The following is a 22,363-nucleotide window of genomic DNA, read 5'->3' as shown; positions in this document are numbered from 1 at the left end:
AAAAAACCCGATCAGTCACCTGATCGGGTTTTTGTTTATCCAGTGTTTGCGCTTAGTGCGAAACGCGGCTGGTGCCATTCACACTGGCGATGCGAACACGCTCGCCAACACGGAACACTTCGTTCGGCTGAACTTCCTGAACGTAGGCGCGCATGCTGCCATCGTCTTCGCGCACGGTGATTTCCACGCCCTGGGTGCGGGTCATACCCTCTTCTGCGGCCGAACCGATCAGGCCGCCAGCGACTGCACCGATGACCGCAGCAACGATACTGCCTTTGCCGCCACCGATGGCGCTGCCGCCAACGCCGCCAACCACTGCGCCTGCAGCGCCGCCGATCGGGGTTTTGGTGCCTTCGATTTTCACCGGACGCAATGCTTCGATGGTACCCATGCGAACGGTCTGCACCCGACGCGCCTCGTCACGGGAGTAGGAGTCACCGGTCAGGCTCGATTGGCAACCAGTGAGCAACATCGCCATCGTGGAAAAGGAAGCAACCAGCAGAACAGACTTACGCATAGCATCAACTCCAAAGAAACAGATGTTCATTAAACTCCGCAGCTTGACGCTTGTCACGGCACCGCCCGGGTAAAATTGCTTTGATTCAGGCTCCGTTAAGGTGCCTTCACGAACTCGCACAGTAGCGGCAAAATCGGAAACTGCCCCACCGGCCAAGGACTTTCATGGACTACTTTATCATTTTCGTTACTACCGTCGCTGGACTGTACTTCCACGGGTGGCTGTACGTGCGGATAAAGCGCTGGATGGACCGCGACCTGGCGCTAGCGCTGGCGGGCAAGGATGAGCAGAAAAAAGCCTTCATGCTCGAACAATTGGCGAGTGCGCAGGCGCAGAAGATCAAGCGTCGAGACCTGCCGAAGTGGCTGGAGGCCGCTGCGGCAGGCTATCCCGATCGGTAGACTGCTCAGGGTGCCAGACGTTCAAGAATCCAGTCGGCGCCCTGCTGGCGGTAATTGAGGCGGTCGTGCAGGCGACTCGGGCGGCCCTGCCAGAACTCGATGCGCTCCGGCAACAGGCGATAACCGCCCCAGTGTTCCGGGCAATGCGGCTGGGAGTCGCTGAAACGTTGCTCGGTGTCCTTGAGCAGCGCTTCGAGCTCGCCACGATCGGCGATCACGCGGCTTTGCGGCGATGCCCAGGCTCCCAGGCGACTGCCCAGAGGACGGACCTGATAATAGGCATCGGACTCCTCAGGCGTCACCTTCACCACCCGCCCTTCTATGCGCACCTGACGCTCCAGCGCCGGCCAGAAAAACGTCATGGCCGCGAACGGATTCGCGGCCAGATGCTGGCCCTTGGCGCTTTCGTAGTTGGTGAAGAAGGTGAAACCCAGTTCGTCCAGGCCCTTGAGCAACAGAATGCGACAGTGCGGTCGACCGTCCTGGTCGACGGTGGCCAGGGTCATGGCGTTGGCCTCCACCGGTGCCTGTTCGGTTTTCACCGCGTCGGCGAACCAATGGTGGAACAACGCAAACGGCTCGGCCGGGGCTTGCGCCTCGGTCAGGCCATCACGGGTGTAGTCACGACGCATATCAGCCAGGCCCTGGGTCATGGCGCATTCCTTTTGGTTAACGGATCACTGCTTTGCAGTATCAGTGGCGGCGACTTTCTTGTCAGCCGTGGAGGCTTTGGCTGGCGTGGTTTTCTTCGCCGGCGTTGCGGTTTTCGCAGGTGCTTTCTTGGCCGCCGCTTTTTTCGCCGGGGCTTTTTTCGTCGCTGGAACAGCAGCCTTCTTAGTCGCCGGGGCCGGTGTCACAGGCTTGGCGACCGGCTTGACGTCAGCGGCTGCAACCATGCTCACAGGGGCTGGAGCCGGCATGTTGTACTTGCTCAGCAGCGCGACCATGGTGTTTTGCGGGGTCACCAGCAGTTCCACACGGCGGTTCAACGCACGACCTTGCGCACTGTCGTTGGCGGCACGCGGCGCATCACCGCCCAGGCCACGCAGCATCAGGCGATCACGCTGCAAACCACTGAGACGGAAAATCGCCGCAACGGACTGGGCACGCTCCTGGCTCAGCTTGACGTTGGCAGGCGCCGCGCCCGACGTATCGCTGTGGCCGAGGACCAAGACAGCGGTCTTTGGATCGGCTTCAAGGATCTTGGCAACGCGGGTAAACGGACCGAGCGTGACCGGCAGCAGCATGGCCGGGCGGTCAGGGTTGAACGAGCCCTCGACCGGCGCCGTCACCACCAGCACGTTTTCGCGGCGCTCGAGTTGCAGGTTGCTGTCCTTGACCGCCTCGCGCAGACGCGGTTCGTAGTCGTCAAGCCAGGCCTGGGTGACTTTCGGGTCAGGCATCGGCACGGCCTTCGAGGCGCTCTGCTCGTTACCGCCGAACGGCCACCACCACTTGCTGCCACTCTCGGTTTCGGCCTTGGCCTTGGCTACCGCCACGGGTTTGACTTCAGGCTTCACCTCCGGCTTGACCACAGGCTTGCCGGCGCTGTCGTCGGAACCGAACGGCCAGTACCAGTGGCTGCCGCTTTCAGTCTTGGCGACAGGTGCCGTCGCGTCTTTCTGTGGAGTCTGTGCGCAACCGGTAATGGCGAAGCACAGGGCCAAGGCGAGGGTTTTATTGGATGACATTGGATATCCACAAGAATGAAGTCAAAAAAATCAGGCCACGTCGGCCCGCACAAACTGATGTTTTGAAACTGAAAAGGCTATCGGGTTCCAGCCCTGATGACCGACAGCCGCCTTTACAGACAAGTGGCCAGAACCCGCACCAGCTTTTGCGCGCGCGGGTCCATCAAGACGTAGGGACCCAGGGTATTTGTCACAAATCCGAAGGCTACATCGTGCTCCGGGTCGGCAAAGCCGATGGAGCCGCCGGCACCCGGATGACCAAACGCCCGCGGGCCAAGGCCGAAGGTGGCATTGGCAACGTCCGGTTGATCGAGCATGCAACCCAGGCCGAAACGGGTCCGGGTCAGTAAAGTCTTGTCCTCGCCGAGGCTGTGCTCACGAGTCAACTCATCTAGCATTTCGCTTTCCAGCAGGCTGCCGTCGAGCAGACCAGCGTAGAAACCGGCCAGGCTACGGGCATTGCCATGGCCATTGGCTGCCGGCTGCTGCATGCGTCGCCACTCGGGCTTGTTGGTGCTGGTCATGATCGACGGCGGGTTGGTGAATGCCCGGGTCGTCATGGCCGCTGGCTCACGCATGGTCACTTGCAGCAGGCGCTGGGCGGCGGCATCGCCGACATTGCCCTTGCCCCGCGCAATGTGGGCCACGCGATAGAACTCTTCGTCGGCCAGCCCCACATGGAAGTCCAGGCCCAACGGTTTGGCGACCCGCGCGACAATGGATTCCCCCGGCCCACGACCGTCGGCACGGCGCAGCAATTCGCCGATCAGCCAGCCATAAGTGATCGCCGCATACCCGTGGCCTTCGCCCGGCGTCCACCACGGCGTTTCGGCGGCCAGGGCGTCGACCATGGTTTGCCAGTCGTAGAGGGCTTCGGGGGCCAGCAGCTCGCGCAATGCCGGAAGGCCGGCTTGATGGCAGAGCAGTTGACGCAAGGTAACGGACGCTTTGCCGGCTGCGGCAAATTCGGGCCAGTAGCGCGCCACTGGCACATCCAGTTGCAGCTTGCCTTCGGCGACCAGTTGCAGCGCGGTGACGGCGGTAAAGGTCTTGGTGCAGGAGAACAGGTTGGCGATGGTGTCGCTGTGCCAGGCCTCGGCCCCATCCTTGTCCGCAGTGCCGGCCCACAGATCGAGGACGGTTTCGCCCCCAATCTGAATGCACAACGCTGCGCCACGCTCCTGGGGATCGTCGAACAGCGCCGCGAAAGCCTCTCGCACCGCTTCGAACTTAAGCTCGTAATGACCCTGAATCTGCACCCGCAACTCCCCGGATTAACGCTCTACAAAGTGGCGGGCATTGTTCCAGCCCTTGAGGGTTTTGGGAACAGGGTTGGGCCGGGCGGTCGCTTTGACATCAACTTGAAATGCAGTGGTGATGCTAATGACGCCTTCGCGAGCAGGCTCGCTCCCACAGGAGAATGCATTCCAAAGTGGGAGCGAGCCTGCTCGCGAAGAGCGATGACGCGGTTTCAGCGATTAATGGCCATTGCCAGAATGCCCACCCGCGCCCTTCCCCGGCCCCTTGCCGGCCTCGGCCTTGCGACCACCCTCGGCGTCGTGGCTGGCTTTGTCGGCGTCAACTGCAGCCTTCCCGACCTCTTTGCCCAATTGTTCAACCGTCGCCAGGTTGCTCTTGCGCACACTGTCGACAAAGCCCTGGAACGGCAGATCCGTGATGCCCACCAACCCGAAGTGACCGTTTTCACCGTCAAGCAGGCGCCCGGTGACCGGTTGATCGAGATACTGGAACCAATGCACACCGACAATCGACGGCTCGCTCATTGCCTGCTTGAGGAAGTTGGCATATGCCGCACCACGGTCCTCCTCCTTCGCCAACGGCGTGACGCCGCCCCAGAACGGCCCACGATCAGCCGAACCGAAATTGAACTCGCTGATCAGCACCGGTTTGTCGAGACTGCGCAGTTTGGCGAAGTCGTAACCGTCCTGGGGTTGCAGGGTGTACATGTTGAAGCTCAGCACGTCGCAATACTGGGCGCAGGACTCCACGGCTTCCGGCGTGCTGATGGCGAAACGGCCACCGAGCAGCAGCTGGTTTGGCGCGTGCCACTTGAGAGAGTCGGAGATGGTCTTGAAGTAAGTGTCGGCGAAGACCTTCTGGAAGTATTTGAAGTCGGCTTCGATTTCCGGGTGCTCGGCGCTCGGCAGCGGTGGCACGAACCCTGGATCTTCCATCAACTCCCAGGCGGGCAGATCAATGCCCCAGGCTTTCGACAGGCCCGCCTGATTGCGGTACTTGTCCCGCAGTTGCTTGAGGAATGCACGTTTGGCCGGCACGTCGGTGGTCATTTTCAAGGTGCCGTAGGCCAGGGCATAACGGGCTTTCGGATCATCCCCGGGACCGGCCCAGGCCAGTTCGTTGTCGACGTAGTAACCGATCAGCCACGGATCATCACGGTGATCGCGGGCGGCAATCGCCACTGCACGCTCGGTGGCCATGGCAAAACGCGGGTCGAACGGATCGGGCATGCCGCCCCACCAGTCGGTACCGGTGCTGATGCTGGCGTAGTCGCCGACGATCGACAGCGGCAAGGTATATGGCACGCGATCGGCGTTGCCCAGTACCGGGGCGCTCCAGTTGCCGATGGTGTTGAAGCCCCAGGCCTGCAGGCGATCAAGGGTGTGACTGGCCCAGCGCTGCTCGTCGAACAACGCTTTGCACGGTTCGATAGATGTTGGCTCTGCCGCTGTTGCTACCGTCGCTTCAGTCTTGGCGGCTTCGGCGACGCCGGACTCGGCGGTTGCAGGAGCGACGGGTTGCTCCGCAGCCTTGGTCGCTGTCGCTTCAACCGCATCCGCCTTGGCCGCTGCGGCGACTCCCGCTTTGGTTTCGCTGCCCAACGCGCAAGGATCACCATACAGACGTTGCAGATTGGCACCGTAGAAGTCGTACCAGCGCCCGGCATTGTAGCCGCGCCCTTGATCGGCACCATTGCCGCCGCGGTTGTCGCCTTCGCCGTAGTGGCTGACCAGCGCCTCGTCAGCCTTGGGCAGGGACTCGAACATCCACTCGCGACCGGCCACATAGGTCTGATTGACATCCGGGGCCAGGGTATTGACCCCAAGGGAGTAGAACGGATGGCCTTCAGGCGTCACCAGATACCATCGACCGTTGCGCTTTTCGGTGCGGAAAAAGCCGCTGGCCTTGAACGACGGGCCTTTGGTCAATCCGCCAAATTTGTCCAGCGAAGACTTCTGACGCTCAGCGAGCCAGGTTTTCAGTTGTTGCTGTTCCTTGGCGGCGGCGCTTTTCATCTGCTCGTCGCTGCTGACTTTTTCCGGCCATTTGGCCCGGGTCGACTGGCCATACGCATCCACCAACCCGCCATACACGACTTGGCTGACCGACTCGCCGTCCTGCACACCAAAGCGCTCCAACAGGATGCTTTGCGCGGCTTTGGGCTGGTCCATCGACAACGTCACGGACACCACCTGGCTGCGATCCAGCTCACCGGTGCTGCTGGCCAGCAACACACGCTGGCCCTCAACGGTCATCGGCATCGGCGGGCCGGCCTTCATGCCCTGGCTCAGGGGTGATGTCGCTTGCAGCGGCACCAACAGGGTTTGCGCAGGCCCGGCTGGCAAATCGACGCGACTGACCAGGGTCTTGCCGTCGTTGCTCTGGATGGTCACGTACAGGGTCAAGGCCCAGTTCATCGCGCTCTGGATCCGCAGGCTCATGACGCCTGACTGCGACCAGTCCCAGGCACCGGTTTGCGGGGTCAGGCGCAACGTCGGCCGGGCGACCGGGTTGAAGGTCACCCGGCGCAACACTTCGCCTTCAGGGGTTTGCTCGGCGTTGGATTGCGGCAGGCTGGCGTCCTGTGTCGCCACCTGGACCACGTCGGCGGGGCGCACAAAGTTGAACAGCGTCTGCTGGCTGGCGGGGGCGGCCAACAGCGGTGTTGCGAACAACAGGGCAAATACGGCAGGCAACGAACGGCAAATCATGAGAACGAAATTCTCCCTAACGACCTCAATGGGCCAGTGAAAAAGCGGTGGCAGAGAGATAGACAACGCGGTGGGCAAAACTGCCCACCGGTGCTTCAGGAAATTTCTCGACGGAACGGCGGCAACGCGTTGAGGATGGCTTTGCCATAGCGCTGGGTCACCAGGCGCCGGTCGAGCAAGGTGATGGTGCCGCGGTCTTCTTCGGTGCGCAGCAAGCGACCGCAGGCCTGGACCAGTTTCAGCGAAGCGTCCGGTACGGAGATTTCCATGAACGGATTGCCGCCCCGTGCTTCGATCCATTCCGACAGCGCCGCCTCAACGGGATCATCGGGTACCGAGAATGGAATCTTGGCAATGACCACGTGCTCGCAATAGGCACCAGGCAAGTCGACCCCTTCGGCGAAGCTCGCCAGGCCGAACAGCACGCTGGAATCCCCGCCATCGACCCGCGCCTTGTGCTTGTTCAGGGTTTCCTGCTTCGACAGGTTGCCCTGAATGAACACTTGCTTGCGCCAGTCGCGGTCCAGGCCATCGAACACGTCCTGCATCTGTTTACGCGAGGAAAACAGCACCAGCGTGCCCCGCGAGCCCTCGACCAGTTCCGGCAGATCACGAATGATCGCGGCGGTATGTGCCGCGGCATCACGGGGATCGGCGTTCAGGTTCGGCACCCGCAGCACACCGGCGTCGGCATGATGGAAGGGGCTTGGCACCACCGCCGTCACGGCTTTTTTCGGCAGGCCGGCGCGCATGCGGAAGCGGTCGAAGGTACCGAGGGCGGTCAAGGTCGCCGACGTCACCAGGCAGCCATACGCCACGTTCCACAGATTACGGCGAAGCATTTCCGCCGCGAGGATGGGACTGGCGTTGACCTCGATGTCGAACAGCGATCCGCTTTCGGCCAGGGTCAGCCAGCGGGCCATGGGCGGGTTGTCTTCCGGGTCTTCGACGGTGAAGGCGGTCCACAGCTCCCAGTTGCCGGAAGAGCGCGACAGCAGGCTGCCGAACAGCGGGTACCACTCTTCAGCCTGGTTGCTGGCGATGCCAATGTTGACCTCGCCGTCCATGCCTTCCTTGAGCAGGTCGGTCAGGCGGGTGAACACGTCGGTCAGCCGTGCGAAGCCTTTCTTCAGTTCGATGCCCATTTCACGCATGTGCTCGGGAATCACCCCGCCGACGAATCGGTGACGCGGGCGCTCGCGGCCTTCGACGTCTTCGCCGGGTTTGAAATCGGCAATCTGCTCGCACGCGGTGAACATGAACTGCTGCTGGGTCTTGATCTCCCGCGCCAGCTCCGGCACCTGCTCGATCAACTTGCCCAGGTCGCCCGGCAACGGGTGCTGGGCCAGCAATTTGGTGAGGTTCTTGGCGGTGGTTTCCAGCCAGTCGGCGGTGGAGCGCAGGCGCGTGTAATGGGCGAAGTGGCCGATGGCCTTGTCCGGCAGGTGATGGCCTTCGTCGAACACGTAGATGGTGTCGCGCGGGTCCGGCAGTACGGCGCCGCCGCCCAGGGCCAGGTCGGCCAGGACCATGTCGTGGTTGGTGACGATCACGTCGACCTTGCCCATGCCTTCGCGGGCCTTGTAGAAAGCGCACTGGCCGAAGTTCGGGCAATGACGGTTGGTGCACTGGCTGTGATCGGTGGTCAGGCGCGCCCAGTCGGCGTCTTCCAGGGCAGTGGACCAACTGTCGCGGTCGCCGTCCCACTTATTGCCGGCGAGCTTCTCGATCATGCTGGTAAACAGCTTCTGGCTGGCCTCGTCGACCTCGATCTTGAAGCCTTCTTCTTCGAACAGTTGCGCAGTGGCAGTCTGTGCGTGGCCTTCCTGGAGCAACATGTCGAGTTTGGACAGGCACATGTAGCGCCCGCGCCCCTTGGCCAGGGCGAAGCTGAAATTCAACCCGCTGTTGCGCATCAGGTCGGGCAAGTCCTTGTAGACGATCTGCTCCTGCAGGGCCACGGTGGCCGTGGCGATCACCAGGCGCTTGCCGGCGGCCTTGGCCGTGGGAATCGCCGCCAGGCTGTAGGCCACAGTCTTGCCGGTACCGGTGCCGGCTTCCACCGCGACAATCGCGGGGTCGCCACTGCGCCGGCCTTCGTCGTCGGTGTCGATGTCACCCAGGACCTTGGCGATTTCGGCGATCATCAGGCGTTGGCCGTAGCGCGGCTTGAGGCTCTTGGCTTCGAGAAAACGCGAGTAGGCGCCCTGGATCGTGGTTTTGAGTTCGGTGCTGATCATGGATTGTCGGGCGCAAAAAACGCTGGATAAATTTTCAGTGGTTCGGATCGACGGCTATCATACCCCGCTAATGAATCCTGCGCAGAACGGAGTATCCGAATGACACCTTTTAGCCTCATATATAGCCTGCATGTACTGGCGGCCCTGGTCTGGGTCGGCGGCATGTTTTTCGCCTGGATGGTCCTGCGCCCCGCCGCGATCACGGCACTTGAAGGCCCTGCCCGGCTGAAGTTGTGGGTAGAAGTGTTTCAAGGTTTTTTCCGCTGGGTCTGGGTGGCGGTGGTGCTGTTGCCGGTCAGCGGCGTGGGCATGCTGCATATGCACTTCAACGGTTTTGAAGCCGCACCGCGCTATGTGCAAGTGATGATGGGCCTGTATGTGGTGATGACCGCGCTGTTTATCCGCATTCAGGCGCTGATGCTGCCGGAGCTGCGCACCGCCGTGGCCGAACAGGATTGGCCGGCGGGTGCCAGTGTGCTGGGGCGGATTCGCCGGTTGGTGGGGATCAATCTGTTGGTGGGGTTGGCTGTGGTGGCGATTGCGGCGGCTCGGCCAATGTTGTGAAGTACCTGTGGCCGGAGATGCTGTTGTGGCGAGGGGCTTGTCGGATCGCCGCACCGCCCCGTTCGGCTGCGAAGCAGTCGTAAAACCAGAAACCGCTAACTTTCAGCAGTATTGCGATTGCCGGAATTGGGGCCGCTTCGCGGCCCAACGGGGGCAAGCCCCCTCGCCACAGGCAAGCCCCCTCGCCACGGGTTCTTGGCGTCTCTTATAACCGCTGCACAGTCACCGAACCCGCCGCACCTTCAGACCCCGGCTGCCCGTCGGCGCCAGGTTTGCCGCTCTTGCCGCCATCGGCCTTGTAGACCAGGCAGCCCTTGGCCTTGCCGCCAGCCCCCGGTTTGCCGCCCGGGCCGGCCAGGCCACCGGCACCGCCAGCCACCTGCACCTTGATCCGGTCTGCCGGAAAGTCGTGGGGCACTGCCAGCCTGACCAACGCACCCGGCGCGCCTGGTTGACCATTGCTGCCATCACTGCCATCGGCACCGCGACCGGCCTGGCCCCAGGTGCAGCCAGGGTCCCGACCGTTGGCGCCATCCAGGCCGACAAATCCCGGTGCGCCTGCGCCGCCTCGTGCGTCCACCAACAATTGCGGTGCATTCAGTGTCCTGATCTGCAAATCAAGATTGCGCCCGGAGCGGGCGGCTTTCTGATAGGTCCCGGGCGCGCCACGCGCGGTGATCTGGCTGCCTTCGGACAAATCAGCGCGACGGACCTTCAGCGCCAGCGCCTGCTCTCCCGGCACAATGGCGATGCGCGCTTCACGTCCAAGATGCAACTCACCCACGGTAACTTCGGTGACGTTCGAAGGAATCAGCAAGGTGCCGTAATCGGCCACTTCCAGGCGTTCCAGTTGCAGGGTGCTGGCGGTGTTGGGCAAGCGCATCAGCGAGTTGGGTTCGACACTCACCACCTGTGCGCTGGCCAATGGACTGATGAGTGCAGCGAGCAGACAGAGTTTACGCATGGGAAGCCTTCGAAGCGCCGGGGGCTGGAATGGTTTGCAGGTGGAATACACCGAAAATAACGATCTTCAGGCGGTCAAGCCAGGGATGGGCGCGACCTCGCAGGCTGCGATAGCACAACAGTGCTTCCAGAAGATGGATGAACCCCAACAGGCCGCCGGCCAGATTGACCAACAGGTGCAGCGGAAAGACAAATGGCGTGAGCTGATTGACCAGCACCACCAACCAGAACAGCAGGGTCAACAACCGCCCCAGCCCCCATAAGACTTTCATACGCTCCCCCGATGAGAATTATTGTTTGGGCGCACAGTAACGGCTTCCGCGCGGGATAAGCCAGAGGGCAACGGAAAAATCTTCATGAAGGCGCCGAACGGCCGTCGCAGCGCTGACAACTATCGCTCGACGGCTCTATCTCTTGGCTCAGCGGTTTATATGCAGTTCCACGCGACGGTTTTTCGCACGACCTTCGTCCGTTTCATTGTCGGCAATCGGCTGACTTTCACCCTTGCCTTCGCTGGTGACTTTGTTCGGCGCCACACCCTGGCTGATCAAGTATTCCGCCACGCTGCTGGCGCGTCGCTCCGACAAGGCCTGGTTATAGGCATCCGACCCGACGCTGTCGGTATGGCCGACCACCTTGATGCTGACCACATCGGCATCCTCGAACTGGCTCATCATCGCATCCAGTTCACTCTTGGCCGTCGGGGTCAAGTCGGATTGATTGAAGACAAACATCACATCGCTCAGCGTAATGACTTGGGTTTGCGCAGGCTCGGTCTGGACGCGGTCAGGGTACAGCGGCACCGGGCAACCGCGATGGTCGACCAGGGTATTGGCAGGAGTATCAGCGCAACGGTCACGCCGGTCGAAAACGCCGTCGCCATCTTCGTCGCCATCCTGGGCATAGCAAATCAAGCCGCCGGACAAGATACCCAGCGCCGCACCACCCGCGGCCCAGGCGCCACTCTCGATTGCGCCCAGACCACCGCCGACCAGGCCGCCGATGAGGCTGCAGATTGGCCAGGTGCGTTGATTGAGGGGGGCAGTGCCATCGCTGTGGGTCGCGCAGCCGGTCAAGAGGCTGCCAAGTAGCAGAACCGGCAAGACGGTCCTTGTGAGAACGATCATATTGAAAGCTCCTGTGTCACCGGCCCATACCGGTTACACAGGAGTAAAGACCCGCATCCGCGACTGCACAAGGCGCGGATGCGAGGGGCGTTTAACGCTGGATTTTGATTTCCGTACGACGGTTCTGTGCACGACCGTCAGCGGTTTTGTTGTCCGCTACCGGCTGGCTTTCACCGGCACCGACCACCGACACGAAGTTGCTGCGAGGTACGCCTTGATCGATGAGGTATTCAACCACCGAGTGGGCGCGTTTATCCGACAGTTTCTGGTTGTAGGCGTCGCTGCCCACGCTGTCGGTATGACCGGTTACGGTCAGTTGAGCAGTCGGGGCTTCGGCTTTCAGGCGAGTGGCAATCTTGTCGAGGACCTGTTTATCGGACGAGGTAAGCGTGGCTTTATCAAACTGGAAGTGAACATCGCGGATGACGATGGTTTCTTCCTTGACCACAACCACTTCTTCAACCACAGGCGCTGGTGGTGGGCAACCGTTGGCATCGACCTGAACGCCTTTAGGCGTGCCCGGGCACTTGTCGCGACTATCCGGCACACCGTCGCCGTCTTCATCGCCATCACCGTGCACCCAGCAATAAGCCGCTGCCGTACCGCCGACGAGCAGAGCACCATACCCTGCCCATGCCGAGCTTTCGGTCGCACCGAGGCCCGCGCCCACGACACCACCAACCGCCGCACAGGTCGGCCAGTCGGTTTTCTGCAAACCTGCGCAACCAGTCAACACACTGGTTAGCAGAACCAAGGGTAATGCTGTCCGAACTATGCTCATCTAGTTTTCTCCTGAAGGATCGGCTTAGAACCGATTCAGGTAGTAAAGACCCGAGTATTAAACTCCGCCAGCAATAGGCCATGCTGTTTATTCAGGCATTAACGGCAGCTTGGCGCATTTGTCGCCAAGCCGCTCTAGGCCCGAACGTCCGGGCAGGCTAGTCTTGGCAGATCTGATTGAGGATCTTCGATGATTGCAGGTATTTCTTCACGCACGCCGCAGCAGGCACTGGCCGCGTTACTTGACCGATATGCCCCCGCGCGCCTGTTGTTGATCGGCGCCAGCGAATTCCCGGCACTGGAAGCATTCAAACTCGCGCACCCGGACAGCTGCGTGGCTTTCGCGGCCCCTGGCCCATTGCCCGACGAATTGGCGGCCCGCCGATTCGACCTGGCCCTGGTGGTCGATTGCCTGGAGCACTTGCCCAAGCGCGACGGCCTCAACCTGTTGGGCGGCATCCGCAACCTCAACGCCAGCCGCATCGCCGTGCTGGCGGACCTGCCGGCTTGTGGCTGGCAGGAAACGGACTTTTTCTCCCTGGCCCTGCAAGCCAGCGAACGCTTTCAACGGGACGAACAGGTCTTGACCCTGTTTACCTACGATCTGCTTGAATACAAACAAGTCCCCGACTGGCTCAACTCGCGCTTCTGGGCCAATCCGGAAAACTTCGGGAAATACTGGTGGTAATGCAATGAGTACATCCATTTGCCCTTGCGGCAGCGGCACCCTGCTTGATGCCTGCTGCGGTCACTACCATGCCGGACACCCGGCGCCGTGCGCCGAAGCCTTGATGCGCTCGCGCTACAGCGCCTACGTGCTGGGGTTGGTCGACTATCTGGTGGCCACCACCCTGCCCGCCCAACAGGCCGGCCTGGACCGTCAATCGATCAGCGACTGGAGCGCGCAAAGCACGTGGCTGGGCCTTGAGGTGGAAAGCTCCGAAGTGCTGGGTGGCCAGCCTGAACACGCTTTCGTGACCTTCACCGCGCGGTGGCACGACAGCAGTGGCGAGCACAGCCATCGAGAGCGCTCATCGTTCGTACAGAACACCGGGCGCTGGTATTTCATCGACCCGACCGTGCCACTCAAACTCGGGCGCAATGACCCCTGCCCGTGTGCCAGTGGACAGAAGTTCAAGAAATGTTGTGCGGGTTACTTCAGCAGCTAGTCCATGGAATGACTGCCCACCCCGCAGGAGCTGTCGAAGGCTGCGATCCTTTGGGTCTAGACTGGGACTCAAGGGAGAAACTCCACGATGATCATCCGCCGCTGCGCACGCTGTCTGCTCACCCTGTTCCTGACACTGGGACTTGGCGGCTGTGCGTCGTGGTTCGACGACGACTTGCCGGACCCCGAGGTCCATCTGGTGAAGGTCGAAGTGGTCAGCGCCAAACTGCTGGAGCAGAAACTCCTCCTGCATTTTCGCATCGACAACCCCAACGACAGTGACCTGACGGTGCGCAGTCTGGAGTACCGCGTTCACCTGGGTGACATACTGCTGGCCGACGGCGAGTACGAACACTGGTTCACCATCAGCCCCAGGCACAGTGCCTACTTCAAGGTGCCGATCCGCACAAACCTGTGGTCCAAGGTCCGGGATCTGGCCAAACTGCTGAAAAAATCCGACCAACCCATTCCCTATCGTCTGGAAGGTGAACTGGAAACCGGTATATTCATCGCCCACTACGTGCACCTGGCGCGCAATGGCGTGATAATCGCCGCCGATTTAATTCCGGAGCAACACCGATGACCCAGCAACCCCATGTCCACGGCCCTGACTGCAACCACGATCATGACCATCACCACCATGATCACGACCACGGCCATGTCCACGGTCCAAACTGCGGCCACGCCCACCAGGAACCGGTGCGCAATGCCCTGAAAGACGTCGGCCGCAACGATCCGTGCCCATGCGGCAACGGCAAGAAATTCAAGAAGTGCCACGGCGCTTGATGCTTCGGGCGAAGACTTGCTTCGCCTGTTGATCGTCTTCGCGAGCAGACCTGTGCTGTGAATGCAGTTCCCTTGTGGGAGCGGGCTTGCTCGCGAAAGCGGTGTGTCAGGCAAAAACGATGTTGAAGCTGAGGCCCTCTTCGCGAGCAAGCCCGCTCCCACATTAGTTGTCAGTCATCCATCAGAAGGGTGGCAGCGCTGACCACCGTCGCATACTCGCCGTGCAGATTCCCCAGCGACATCGCATGCACCTCTTCGGCGCTATGGGCATGGCCGAAAAAATCAGCCTTGTCGAAGGTAAAGCACGCATCCTCGGCCACCCAGGTATCAAACCCCAGGTTGCCTGCGGTGCGCGCCGTAGACTCCACCGAGTTGTGGGTCGCGACACCCACAATGATCAACTGCCCGATCCCGGCCTCGCGCAACTGCGTCTCCAGCCCCGTCGAACAAAACGCATCCGGCACCTGCTTCTGGATCAAGCGTTCACCGGCCATTGGCGCGAACCGCTCCTGAAACTCCACGCCCGACTGCTGCGGCCAGAACACCGAGTCCTCCGAGCGGGACAGGTGCTGCACATGAATCACCGGCCGAGCGGTGCGTCGCCAATGACCGAGCAACTCCAGCATGCGCTCTTCGGCCTGAGGATTATTCCTGCGGCCAAGCCTGGGGTGAAGGATGCCTTTTTGTTGATCGATGATGATCAGTGCCGCGTTTGCCTTGAGCTCCATGCCGGTTTTTCTCCCAGGATTGTTGACCGTGTCGCACTTCAACATCACCGGTTACGGCTGGCAAGCCACTGTCGAGAATCAAAAGAACGCAGCCTTCGGCAGCTCCTACCGGGATACGCCGATCTTTGACAAATCCCGAAATAACCTTGTACCCCGCTTGCGCGGCCACCTCCCGCTCACTAACGTAGCGCCTTTATTGCGCCCCACCGCCTCTACCCCCCGCAGGAGCTTTGCCATGGCCTCGCCAGCCCTTACTCATTTTCTATCCCGGTTCGGCGTTGCCGCAGCAGTGGCGGGCGTCTTGAGCCTGACCGGTTGTCAGAACTTCAATGCCCAGGACACCCTCCCGCCGACCTCCGGCGTGCAACCGCTCAAGGGCCTGGCGCAGAACGTTTCGGTGCGTCGCAATGCCATGGGCATGCCGCTGATCGAAAGCAACAGCTTCCACGACGCGCTGTTCACCCTAGGTTACGTACATGCCAGCGACCGCATTACGCAGATGGTCACCCTGCGCCTGCTGGCCCAGGGCCGATTGGCCGAGATGCACGGCGCGGACCTGCTGGATGCCGACCGTTACATGCGGGCGGTCAACCTGAAGAAAAGTGCCGGCGAGTTGTACAAGGCCTCTTCGCCGCGCCTCAAGCGTTTCTTCGAAGTCTACGCGCGGGGTGTCAACGCCTACCTTTTCCGCTACCGCGACAAGCTGTCGGCGGACCTCGCGGCCACCGGCTACCAGCCTGAATATTGGCAGCCGGAAGATTCGGCGCTGATTTTCTGCCTGTTGAACTTCAGCCAGTCGACCAACCTGCCGGAAGAGATTTCCTCGCTGGTACTGGCCCAGACCGTCACCACCGACAAACTGGCGTGGCTGACGCCGTCCGCCCCCGATGAAAAACTGCCGGTCGCCGAGAGCGAAAAACTCCAGGGCCTCAAGCTCAACGGGCAAGTACCGGGGCTGGCCGAACTCAGCAAAGCCACGGGACAACTGTCGGACCTGAGCCTGCTGGGCGCCACCTCGTCGAACAACTGGGCCATCGCCGCGCAACGCAGCCGCAGCGGCAAGAGCCTGCTGGCCAGTGACAGTCACGGCCCGCTGGGCGTGCCTTCATTGTTCAGTTACGTGCAGATTCGCGCACCGAAGTATCAGGCGTCCGGCGTGACCATCGCGGGCCTGCCGATGGTGCTCGGTGGTTTCAACGGTAAAGTGGCGTGGAGCATGGCGTCCGTGATGGGCGACAACCAGGACCTGTTCCTGGAGAAGGTCAAGCGCCAGGGCAACGGACTTGCCTACGAAAACGCCGGGAAGTGGCAGCCGGTGATCGTGCGCAACGAAACCTATTTCGTCAAAGGCCAGCGGCCGATTCGCGAGGCGGTGTACGAAACCCGCCATGGCCCGCTGCTCAACAGCGCCCAAGGCACCACGCTGGCCAATGGTTTCGGCCTGGCCTTGCAGATGCCGAACTTCACCGACGACAAGACCCTGGACGCGTTCTTCGACCTGTCCCGCGCCCAGAGCGCCGAGAGAGCATCGGATGCCAGCCGCGAAATCCGCGCCATCGCACTGAACCTGGTGTTTGCCGACGCCAGCCACATCGGCTGGCAGGTCACCGGCCGCTATCCGAACCGCCGCGAAGGCGAAGGCCTGCTGCCCTCGCCGGGTTGGGAAGGTCGATATGACTGGGACGGTTATGCCGACCCGATGCTGCACCCGTACGACCAGGACCCGGCCCAAGGCTGGCTCGGCACCGCCAATCAGCGGGTCATCCCCCATGGCTACGGCATGCAGCTGTCCAATTCCTGGGCCGCTCCGGAGCGCGGCGAGCGTCTGGCCGAACTGGCCGGCGCAGGCAAACACGACAGCCGCAGCCTGATCGCCATGCAGTACGACCAGACCACGACCTTCGCGGCCAAGCTGAAAAAAATGTTCGAAACACCGGGCATGGCCCAGCCACTCAAACAAGCCATCGACGCCTTGCCGGCGGCCGATCGCGCCAAGGCACACGAAGCCTACAGCCGCTTGATGGCGTTCGATGGCAAGCTCAGCCCGACTTCCACCGATGCGGCCATCTACGAACTGTTCCTGCAGGAAAGCACCCGGCAGATCTTCCTCGATGAACTGGGCCCGGAAAGCAGCCCTGCGTGGAGGGCCTTTGTCGCCGATGGCAAGTTGTCCTACGCGGCCCAGGCCGATCACTTGCTCGGGCGTGAGGACAGCCCGTTCTGGGATGACGTGCGCACCGCGCAGAAAGAAGACAAACCGGCCATCCTCGCCCGCAGCCTCGCTGCAGCGATCAGCGCCGGCGACAGCCAGTTGGGCGGCGATCACAAAGCCTGGCAGTGGGGCAAACTGCACCGCTATGAATGGAAGAACGGCAGCGGCCAGACGGTACGCGGTCCGCTGCCGGCCGGTGGCGATCACACCACACTCAACACCGCCGCGTTCGCCTGGGGCCAGGACTTCAACACCACGCTGGCGCCCGCCATGCGCTTTATCGTCGACTTCGGCCAGTCTGAACCGCTGATGGCGCAGAACGGCACCGGTCAGTCCGGCAACCCGGCCAGTGCAAACTACCTCAACAGCATCGAACCCTGGCTCAAGGGCCAGTACATGAGCCTGCCGATGCAGCCGCAGAACTTCGACAACGCCTATGGCAAGAATCGTCTGACACTGACACCCGGCAAGTAACACTGATCGCTGTGAGCGAGCTTACTCCGGGCGGCGTTCCTACGAAGGCGATTGAACATTCAACACTTGTTTTGAATGTTCAATCGACTTCGCGAGCAAGCCCGCTCCCACACTGGTTTTCATCCGCTCATAAGGCCCGATAGAACTTCTCGCCCCGCGCCAACCTCAGAGCTAACAAGTCACCGAGTCGACCTTTGGCCTGCCGATCTGCCGCTGGCAACCCCAGATGCAGGTGTTTGCAAATCTGCTCAGCTACCCCCTCTATTCATCCTCAAATATTTTTCTTTTTGAGTCGAACTGGTGCGGCCATTTCCCTGCGCCCGTTTTCGTGCATAAATCTGTCTCCGGTTATTTCCAGACACCTTTTAAAACGCTTGTTCGGCACTCTGGTTCGGAAATTGCTACTTTCAACAGGTCTTACGCTTTCCAGTAACAACAATTCTGCGCCACGAGCGCTCATATTGGTTTTAGGGATTGAATAATGAAAAAAGCATTGATGACCCTTTCTGCACTGGCATTGTGCATGGCTGCTGGCTCCGCCATGGCGAAAGAATACAAAGAACTGCGTTTCGGCGTTGACCCTTCCTACGCACCGTTCGAGTCGAAAGCGGCCGATGGCAGCCTGGTAGGCTTCGACATCGATCTGGGGAACGCGATCTGCGCCGAACTGAAGGTCAAGTGCAAGTGGGTCGAAAGTGACTTCGATGGCATGATCCCTGGCCTCAAAGCCAACAAATTCGACGGCGTGATCTCGTCGATGACCGTTACCGAAGCCCGTGAAAAAGTCATCGACTTCTCCAGCGAGCTGTTCTCCGGCCCAACCGCCTATGTGTTCAAGAAAGGCTCCGGCCTGACCGAGGACATCGCTTCGCTGAAGGGCAAAACCGTAGGCTACGAGCAAGGCACCATCCAGGAAGCCTACGCCAAAGCCGTTCTCGACAAGGCCGGCGTAAAAACCCAGGCCTATCAGAATCAGGATCAGGTGTATTCCGACCTGACTTCCGGCCGTCTCGACGCAGCGATCCAGGACATGCTGCAAGCCGAACTGGGCTTCTTGAAGTCACCAAAAGGTGAAGGCTACGAAGTCAGCAAGCCTGTCGACAGCGAACTGCTGCCAGCCAAAACCGCGATCGGCATTAAGAAAGGTAACACCGAGCTGAAAGCACTTTTGGATAAAGGTATCAAAGCGTTACACGATGATGGCACCTACGCCACCATTCAGAAGAAACACTTTGGCGATCTGAATCTGTACAGCGGCAAATAATGCCCGGCGCCCATCTTGCGATGGGCGCTTTTTTCATCCGATCAGGTTGCTGATTTATGTTCGAAAACCTATTAGAAAATCTGGGGCTCTCTGCCTTCAGCCTCAAGGGCTTCGGTCCGCTGCTGATGCAAGGCACCTGGATGACGATCAAGTTGTCGGCGTTGTCGCTGTTGGTGGCCGTGTTGCTCGGGCTGCTCGGCGCCAGTGCCAAGCTGTCAAAAGTCAAACTGATGCGCGTGCCTGCCCAGTTCTACACCACCCTCATTCGCGGCGTTCCGGACCTGGTCCTGATGCTGTTGATCTTCTACAGCCTGCAAACCTGGCTGACCTCCTTTACCGATTACATGGAATGGGAATACATCGAGATCAACCCGTTCAGTGCCGGGGTCATTACCCTGGGCTTCATCTACGGTGCGTATTTCACCGAAACCTTCCGTGGCGCGATCCTCGCCGTCCCACGGGGTCAGGTTGAAGCGGCCACCGCCTATGGCCTCAAGCGCGGCCAGCGTTTCTGGATCGTGGTGTTCCCGCAGATGATGCGTTATGCCCTGCCGGGGATCGGCAACAACTGGATGGTGATGCTCAAGGCCACCGCCCTGGTGTCGATCATCGGCCTCGCCGACCTGGTCAAGGCCGCCCAGGACGCCGGCAAAAGCACCTATCAGCTGTTTTACTTCCTGGTGCTTGCCGCATTGATCTACCTGGTGATCACCAGCGCGTCCAACATCATCCTGCGCTGGCTTGAGCGTCGTTACTCCGCCGGTACCCGGGAGGCCGTACGATGATCGAACTTCTGCAGGAATACTGGAAACCCTTTCTCTATAGCGACGGCAACAACATCACTGGCCTGGCCATGACGATGTGGCTGCTCAGCGCGTCGATCTTCATTGGTTTTATCGTGTCGATCCCGCTGTCCATCGCCCGTGTGTCGCCGCACTTCTACATCCGTTGGCCGGTGCAGTTCTATACCTACCTGTTCCGTGGCACGCCGCTCTATATCCAGTTGCTGATCTGTTACACGGGGATCTACAGCCTGGCCACCATTCGGGCCCAGCCAGTACTGGACGCATTCTTTCGCGATGCGATGAACTGCACGATCCTGGCCTTCGCTCTGAACACCTGCGCCTACACCACGGAGATTTTCGCCGGGGCAATCCGCAGCATGGCCCACGGTGAAGTGGAAGCGGCCAAGGCTTACGGCCTGACAGGCTGGAAGCTGTATGCCTACGTGATCATGCCGTCGGCCCTGCGTCGCTCGTTGCCGTACTACAGCAACGAAGTGATTCTGATGCTGCACTCGACCACCGTGGCCTTCACCGCGACCATCCCCGACGTCCTGAAAGTCGCGCGGGACGCCAACTCGGCGACATTCCTGACCTTCCAGTCGTTCGGCATCGCTGCGCTGATCTACCTGACCGTCACTTTTGCACTGGTCGGCCTGTTCCGCCTTGCCGAACGCCGATGGCTGGCCTTCCTCGGGCCGACCCACTAGGTCTCAACCTGCTTCAGGAACAACAGATGCGCCACCAGAAACATGACCTGCTGGCCCCGCTGCCGGGGACCGCACGACAGATCCACAGTTTTCACTTCGGCCCACAACCGGCCAACGGCAAGATCTACATCCAGGCCTCTCTGCACGCCGACGAAATGCCCGGCATGCTGGTGGCCTGGCACCTCAAGCAACGCCTGGCAGAGCTGGAAGCCGCCGGTCGCCTGCGCAGCGAAATCGTGCTTGTACCCATCGCCAACCCGGTGGGTCTGGAACAGGTGCTGATGGATGTACCACTGGGCCGCTACGAACTGGAAAGCGGCCAGAACTTCAACCGCTGGTTCGTCGACCTCAGTGAAGAGGTCGGCAACGCGATCGAGGGCAAGCTCGGTGACGATCCGCAGCACAACCGGCAACTGATCCGCAGCAGCCTGCGCGAAGCGCTGGCCCGACAGACTGCCGACACCCAATTGCAATCCCAGCGCCTGACCCTGCAACGACTGGCCTGCGACGCCGACATGGTGCTCGACCTGCATTGCGACTTCGAAGCGGTCGCGCATCTGTACACCACCCCGGAGGCCTGGCCGCAGGTCGAGCCGCTGGCCCGTTACATCGGCGCCGAAGCCAGCCTGCTGGCGACGGACTCTGGCGGCCAGTCGTTCGATGAATGCTTCACCCTGCTGTGGTGGCAGTTGAAAGAGCGCTTCGGCGAACACTTCGACATTCCACCGGGCAGTTTTTCGGTGACCGTCGAATTGCGCGGTCAGGGCGACGTCAATCATCCGCTGGCGAACCGTGACTGCCAGGCACTGATCGATTACCTGATCCATTTCGGCGCGATCGCCGGCGAATCCGCCCCCCTGCCCGACCTGCCCTATCCGGCGACACCGCTGGCCGGTGTAGAACCGGTAGCCACGCCTGCCGGCGGGCTGCTGGTGTTCACCGCACTGCCGGGGCAATACCTGGAAGCGGGGCAACTGATCGCCGAGGTCATTGATCCGATCAACGATCACGTCACTCCCGTCCACTGCACCGCCGCCGGGCTGATGTACGCCCGCTCGCTGCGCCGCATGGCCACCGCCGGCATGGTGATCGCCCACGTCGCGGGCACCGAAGCCTATCGCAGCGGCTATCTACTTTCGCCTTGAGGATGCACGCCCCATGTACAAATTGACCATCGAAGGCCTGCATAAAAGCTATGGCGACCATGAAGTCCTCAAAGGTGTTTCGCTCAAGGCCAAGACCGGCGACGTCATCAGCCTGATCGGCGCCAGTGGCTCGGGTAAAAGTACCTTTCTGCGTTGCATCAACTTCCTGGAACAACCCAACGACGGCGCCATGAGCCTCGACGGGCAGAACATCCGCATGATCAAGGATCGTCACGGCATGCACGTGGCCGATGCCGATGAACTGCAGCGGATTCGCACCCGCCTGGCCATGGTGTTCCAGCACTTCAACCTGTGGAGCCACATGACGGTGCTGGAAAACATCACCATGGCGCCGCGCCGGGTGCTGGGCTGCGACAGGAAAGAAGCCGAGGACCGCGCCCGGCGCTACCTCGACAAGGTAGGGCTGGCCTCCCGTGTGGCGGACCAGTACCCGGCATTCCTGTCCGGCGGCCAGCAACAACGGGTGGCGATTGCCCGCGCACTGGCCATGGAACCGGAAGTCATGCTGTTCGACGAACCGACCTCGGCGCTGGACCCGGAACTGGTGGGCGAAGTGCTCAAGGTGATCCAGGGCCTGGCCGAAGAGGGCCGGACCATGATCATGGTGACCCACGAAATGAGCTTTGCCCGCAAAGTATCGAGCCAGGTACTGTTTCTGCACCAGGGCCTGGTGGAGGAAGAAGGCGCGCCGGAAGACGTGCTGGGCAATCCGAAAAGCGAGCGGTTGAAGCAGTTCCTCAGTGGCAACCTGAAGTAACGTCTACAGAAAAACCTGAGGGAGCGGGCTTGCTCGCGAAAGCGGTGTGTCAGGCGGCATGA

At 61.1% G+C, this 22,363-nt stretch carries 23 protein-coding genes; 12 read left to right on the top strand and 11 right to left on the bottom strand.

Annotated elements, in window-relative coordinates:
* Positions 1-52: 52 nt before the first annotated feature.
* A complete protein-coding gene (locus BSF40_RS10695; RefSeq protein WP_007971612.1) occupies positions 53-517 on the bottom strand; it encodes a glycine zipper 2TM domain-containing protein in 465 nt (154 codons plus the stop codon).
* Between the two features lie 164 nt (positions 518-681).
* Between BSF40_RS10695 and BSF40_RS10690 the strand changes: the two genes are divergently transcribed.
* On the top strand, positions 682-918 hold the full coding sequence (locus BSF40_RS10690; protein WP_095965088.1) for a hypothetical protein: 237 nt from the start codon (positions 682-684) through the stop codon (positions 916-918).
* A gap of 5 nt (positions 919-923) precedes the next feature.
* Here the strand turns inward: BSF40_RS10690 and pdxH are convergent, their stop codons facing one another.
* The 5 genes from pdxH to dinG all read right to left on the bottom strand — a co-directional run bounded on the left by pdxH (position 924) and on the right by dinG (position 8,820).
* Positions 924-1,571 (bottom strand): pyridoxamine 5'-phosphate oxidase, encoded by a 648-nt coding sequence (gene pdxH, locus BSF40_RS10685; protein ID WP_095965087.1) that lies wholly within the window; start codon positions 1,569-1,571, stop codon positions 924-926.
* Positions 1,572-1,595: 24 nt separating this feature from the next.
* Entirely contained in the window at positions 1,596-2,609 is a 1,014-nt protein-coding gene (locus tag BSF40_RS10680; protein ID WP_095965086.1) for an OmpA family protein, read from the bottom strand.
* Between the two features lie 113 nt (positions 2,610-2,722).
* Positions 2,723-3,868 (bottom strand): serine hydrolase domain-containing protein, encoded by a 1,146-nt coding sequence (locus BSF40_RS10675; RefSeq protein ID WP_095965085.1) that lies wholly within the window; start codon positions 3,866-3,868, stop codon positions 2,723-2,725.
* A gap of 219 nt (positions 3,869-4,087) precedes the next feature.
* Positions 4,088-6,580: a beta-galactosidase gene (locus BSF40_RS10670; protein ID WP_095965084.1), complete on the bottom strand. Its 2,493-nt coding sequence runs from the start codon at positions 6,578-6,580 to the stop codon at positions 4,088-4,090.
* A gap of 95 nt (positions 6,581-6,675) precedes the next feature.
* A complete protein-coding gene (dinG, locus tag BSF40_RS10665; RefSeq protein WP_095965083.1) occupies positions 6,676-8,820 on the bottom strand; it encodes an ATP-dependent DNA helicase DinG in 2,145 nt (714 codons plus the stop codon).
* Between the two features lie 99 nt (positions 8,821-8,919).
* On the opposite strand from dinG, the gene BSF40_RS10660 reads away from it, so the two are divergent.
* On the top strand, positions 8,920-9,384 hold the full coding sequence (locus tag BSF40_RS10660; protein ID WP_095965082.1) for a CopD family protein: 465 nt from the start codon (positions 8,920-8,922) through the stop codon (positions 9,382-9,384).
* A 205-nt stretch (positions 9,385-9,589) separates the two neighbouring features.
* Here BSF40_RS10660 and BSF40_RS10650 read toward each other — a convergent pair whose 3' ends face one another.
* The 4 genes from BSF40_RS10650 to BSF40_RS10635 form a co-directional block, all read right to left on the bottom strand.
* Positions 9,590-10,348, bottom strand: coding sequence for a hypothetical protein (locus tag BSF40_RS10650; RefSeq protein WP_095965080.1), 759 nt, complete (start codon positions 10,346-10,348; stop codon positions 9,590-9,592).
* Complete coding sequence (locus tag BSF40_RS10645; protein ID WP_015093819.1) at positions 10,341-10,619, bottom strand: DUF1145 domain-containing protein; 279 nt, start codon at positions 10,617-10,619, stop codon at positions 10,341-10,343. Before BSF40_RS10645 ends, BSF40_RS10650 begins: the two co-directional genes overlap by 8 nt.
* Before the next feature lie 147 nt (positions 10,620-10,766).
* Positions 10,767-11,474, bottom strand: a complete 708-nt coding sequence (locus BSF40_RS10640; protein ID WP_095965079.1) for an OmpA family protein — start codon at positions 11,472-11,474, stop codon at positions 10,767-10,769.
* 91 nt (positions 11,475-11,565) lie between these two features.
* Positions 11,566-12,255: an OmpA family protein gene (locus BSF40_RS10635; RefSeq protein WP_095965078.1), complete on the bottom strand. Its 690-nt coding sequence runs from the start codon at positions 12,253-12,255 to the stop codon at positions 11,566-11,568.
* Between the two features lie 189 nt (positions 12,256-12,444).
* Between BSF40_RS10635 and BSF40_RS10630 the strand changes: the two genes are divergently transcribed.
* From BSF40_RS10630 to BSF40_RS10615, 4 genes are all read left to right on the top strand, one after another.
* Positions 12,445-12,942 carry a DUF6231 family protein gene (locus tag BSF40_RS10630; protein WP_007971634.1) on the top strand — a complete coding sequence of 166 codons (498 nt, stop codon included), beginning with the start codon at positions 12,445-12,447 and terminating at the stop codon, positions 12,940-12,942.
* 4 nt (positions 12,943-12,946) lie between these two features.
* Complete coding sequence (locus BSF40_RS10625) at positions 12,947-13,423, top strand: YchJ family protein (RefSeq protein WP_015093816.1); 477 nt, start codon at positions 12,947-12,949, stop codon at positions 13,421-13,423.
* 87 nt (positions 13,424-13,510) lie between these two features.
* A complete protein-coding gene (locus BSF40_RS10620) occupies positions 13,511-14,005 on the top strand; it encodes an LEA type 2 family protein (RefSeq protein ID WP_095965077.1) in 495 nt (164 codons plus the stop codon).
* Positions 14,002-14,208, top strand: a complete 207-nt coding sequence (locus BSF40_RS10615; protein ID WP_007955014.1) for an SEC-C metal-binding domain-containing protein — start codon at positions 14,002-14,004, stop codon at positions 14,206-14,208. Before BSF40_RS10620 ends, BSF40_RS10615 begins: the two co-directional genes overlap by 4 nt.
* A gap of 170 nt (positions 14,209-14,378) precedes the next feature.
* Here BSF40_RS10615 and BSF40_RS10610 read toward each other — a convergent pair whose 3' ends face one another.
* A complete protein-coding gene (locus BSF40_RS10610; protein ID WP_095965076.1) occupies positions 14,379-14,936 on the bottom strand; it encodes a cysteine hydrolase family protein in 558 nt (185 codons plus the stop codon).
* Between the two features lie 235 nt (positions 14,937-15,171).
* Here BSF40_RS10610 and BSF40_RS10605 point away from each other — a divergent pair, with 235 nt between their 5' ends.
* The 6 genes from BSF40_RS10605 to BSF40_RS10580 all read left to right on the top strand — a co-directional run bounded on the left by BSF40_RS10605 (position 15,172) and on the right by BSF40_RS10580 (position 22,301).
* On the top strand, positions 15,172-17,622 hold the full coding sequence (locus BSF40_RS10605) for a penicillin acylase family protein (RefSeq protein WP_095965075.1): 2,451 nt from the start codon (positions 15,172-15,174) through the stop codon (positions 17,620-17,622).
* A 481-nt stretch (positions 17,623-18,103) separates the two neighbouring features.
* Positions 18,104-18,886 (top strand): transporter substrate-binding domain-containing protein, encoded by a 783-nt coding sequence (locus BSF40_RS10600; protein ID WP_095965074.1) that lies wholly within the window; start codon positions 18,104-18,106, stop codon positions 18,884-18,886.
* A gap of 56 nt (positions 18,887-18,942) precedes the next feature.
* The gene (locus tag BSF40_RS10595) at positions 18,943-19,671 is read left to right on the top strand and encodes an ABC transporter permease (RefSeq protein ID WP_095965073.1); all 729 of its coding nucleotides are present in this window, start codon (positions 18,943-18,945) and stop codon (positions 19,669-19,671) included.
* Positions 19,668-20,378, top strand: a complete 711-nt coding sequence (locus BSF40_RS10590; RefSeq protein ID WP_095965072.1) for an ABC transporter permease — start codon at positions 19,668-19,670, stop codon at positions 20,376-20,378. The genes BSF40_RS10595 and BSF40_RS10590 overlap by 4 nt, the downstream gene beginning before the upstream one ends.
* A gap of 26 nt (positions 20,379-20,404) precedes the next feature.
* Entirely contained in the window at positions 20,405-21,523 is a 1,119-nt protein-coding gene (locus BSF40_RS10585) for a succinylglutamate desuccinylase/aspartoacylase family protein (protein WP_095965071.1), read from the top strand.
* Positions 21,524-21,536: 13 nt separating this feature from the next.
* Positions 21,537-22,301, top strand: a complete 765-nt coding sequence (locus tag BSF40_RS10580) for an ABC transporter ATP-binding protein (RefSeq protein ID WP_095965070.1) — start codon at positions 21,537-21,539, stop codon at positions 22,299-22,301.
* Positions 22,302-22,363: the final 62 nt, after the last annotated feature.

Source organism: Pseudomonas sp. ACN5 (assembly GCF_002303975.1).
Taxonomy (GTDB): domain Bacteria; phylum Pseudomonadota; class Gammaproteobacteria; order Pseudomonadales; family Pseudomonadaceae; genus Aquipseudomonas; species Aquipseudomonas laurylsulfatiphila.
Note: the sequence above shows the minus strand (reverse complement) of the source record. Positions and strands in the feature narration are given on the sequence as shown.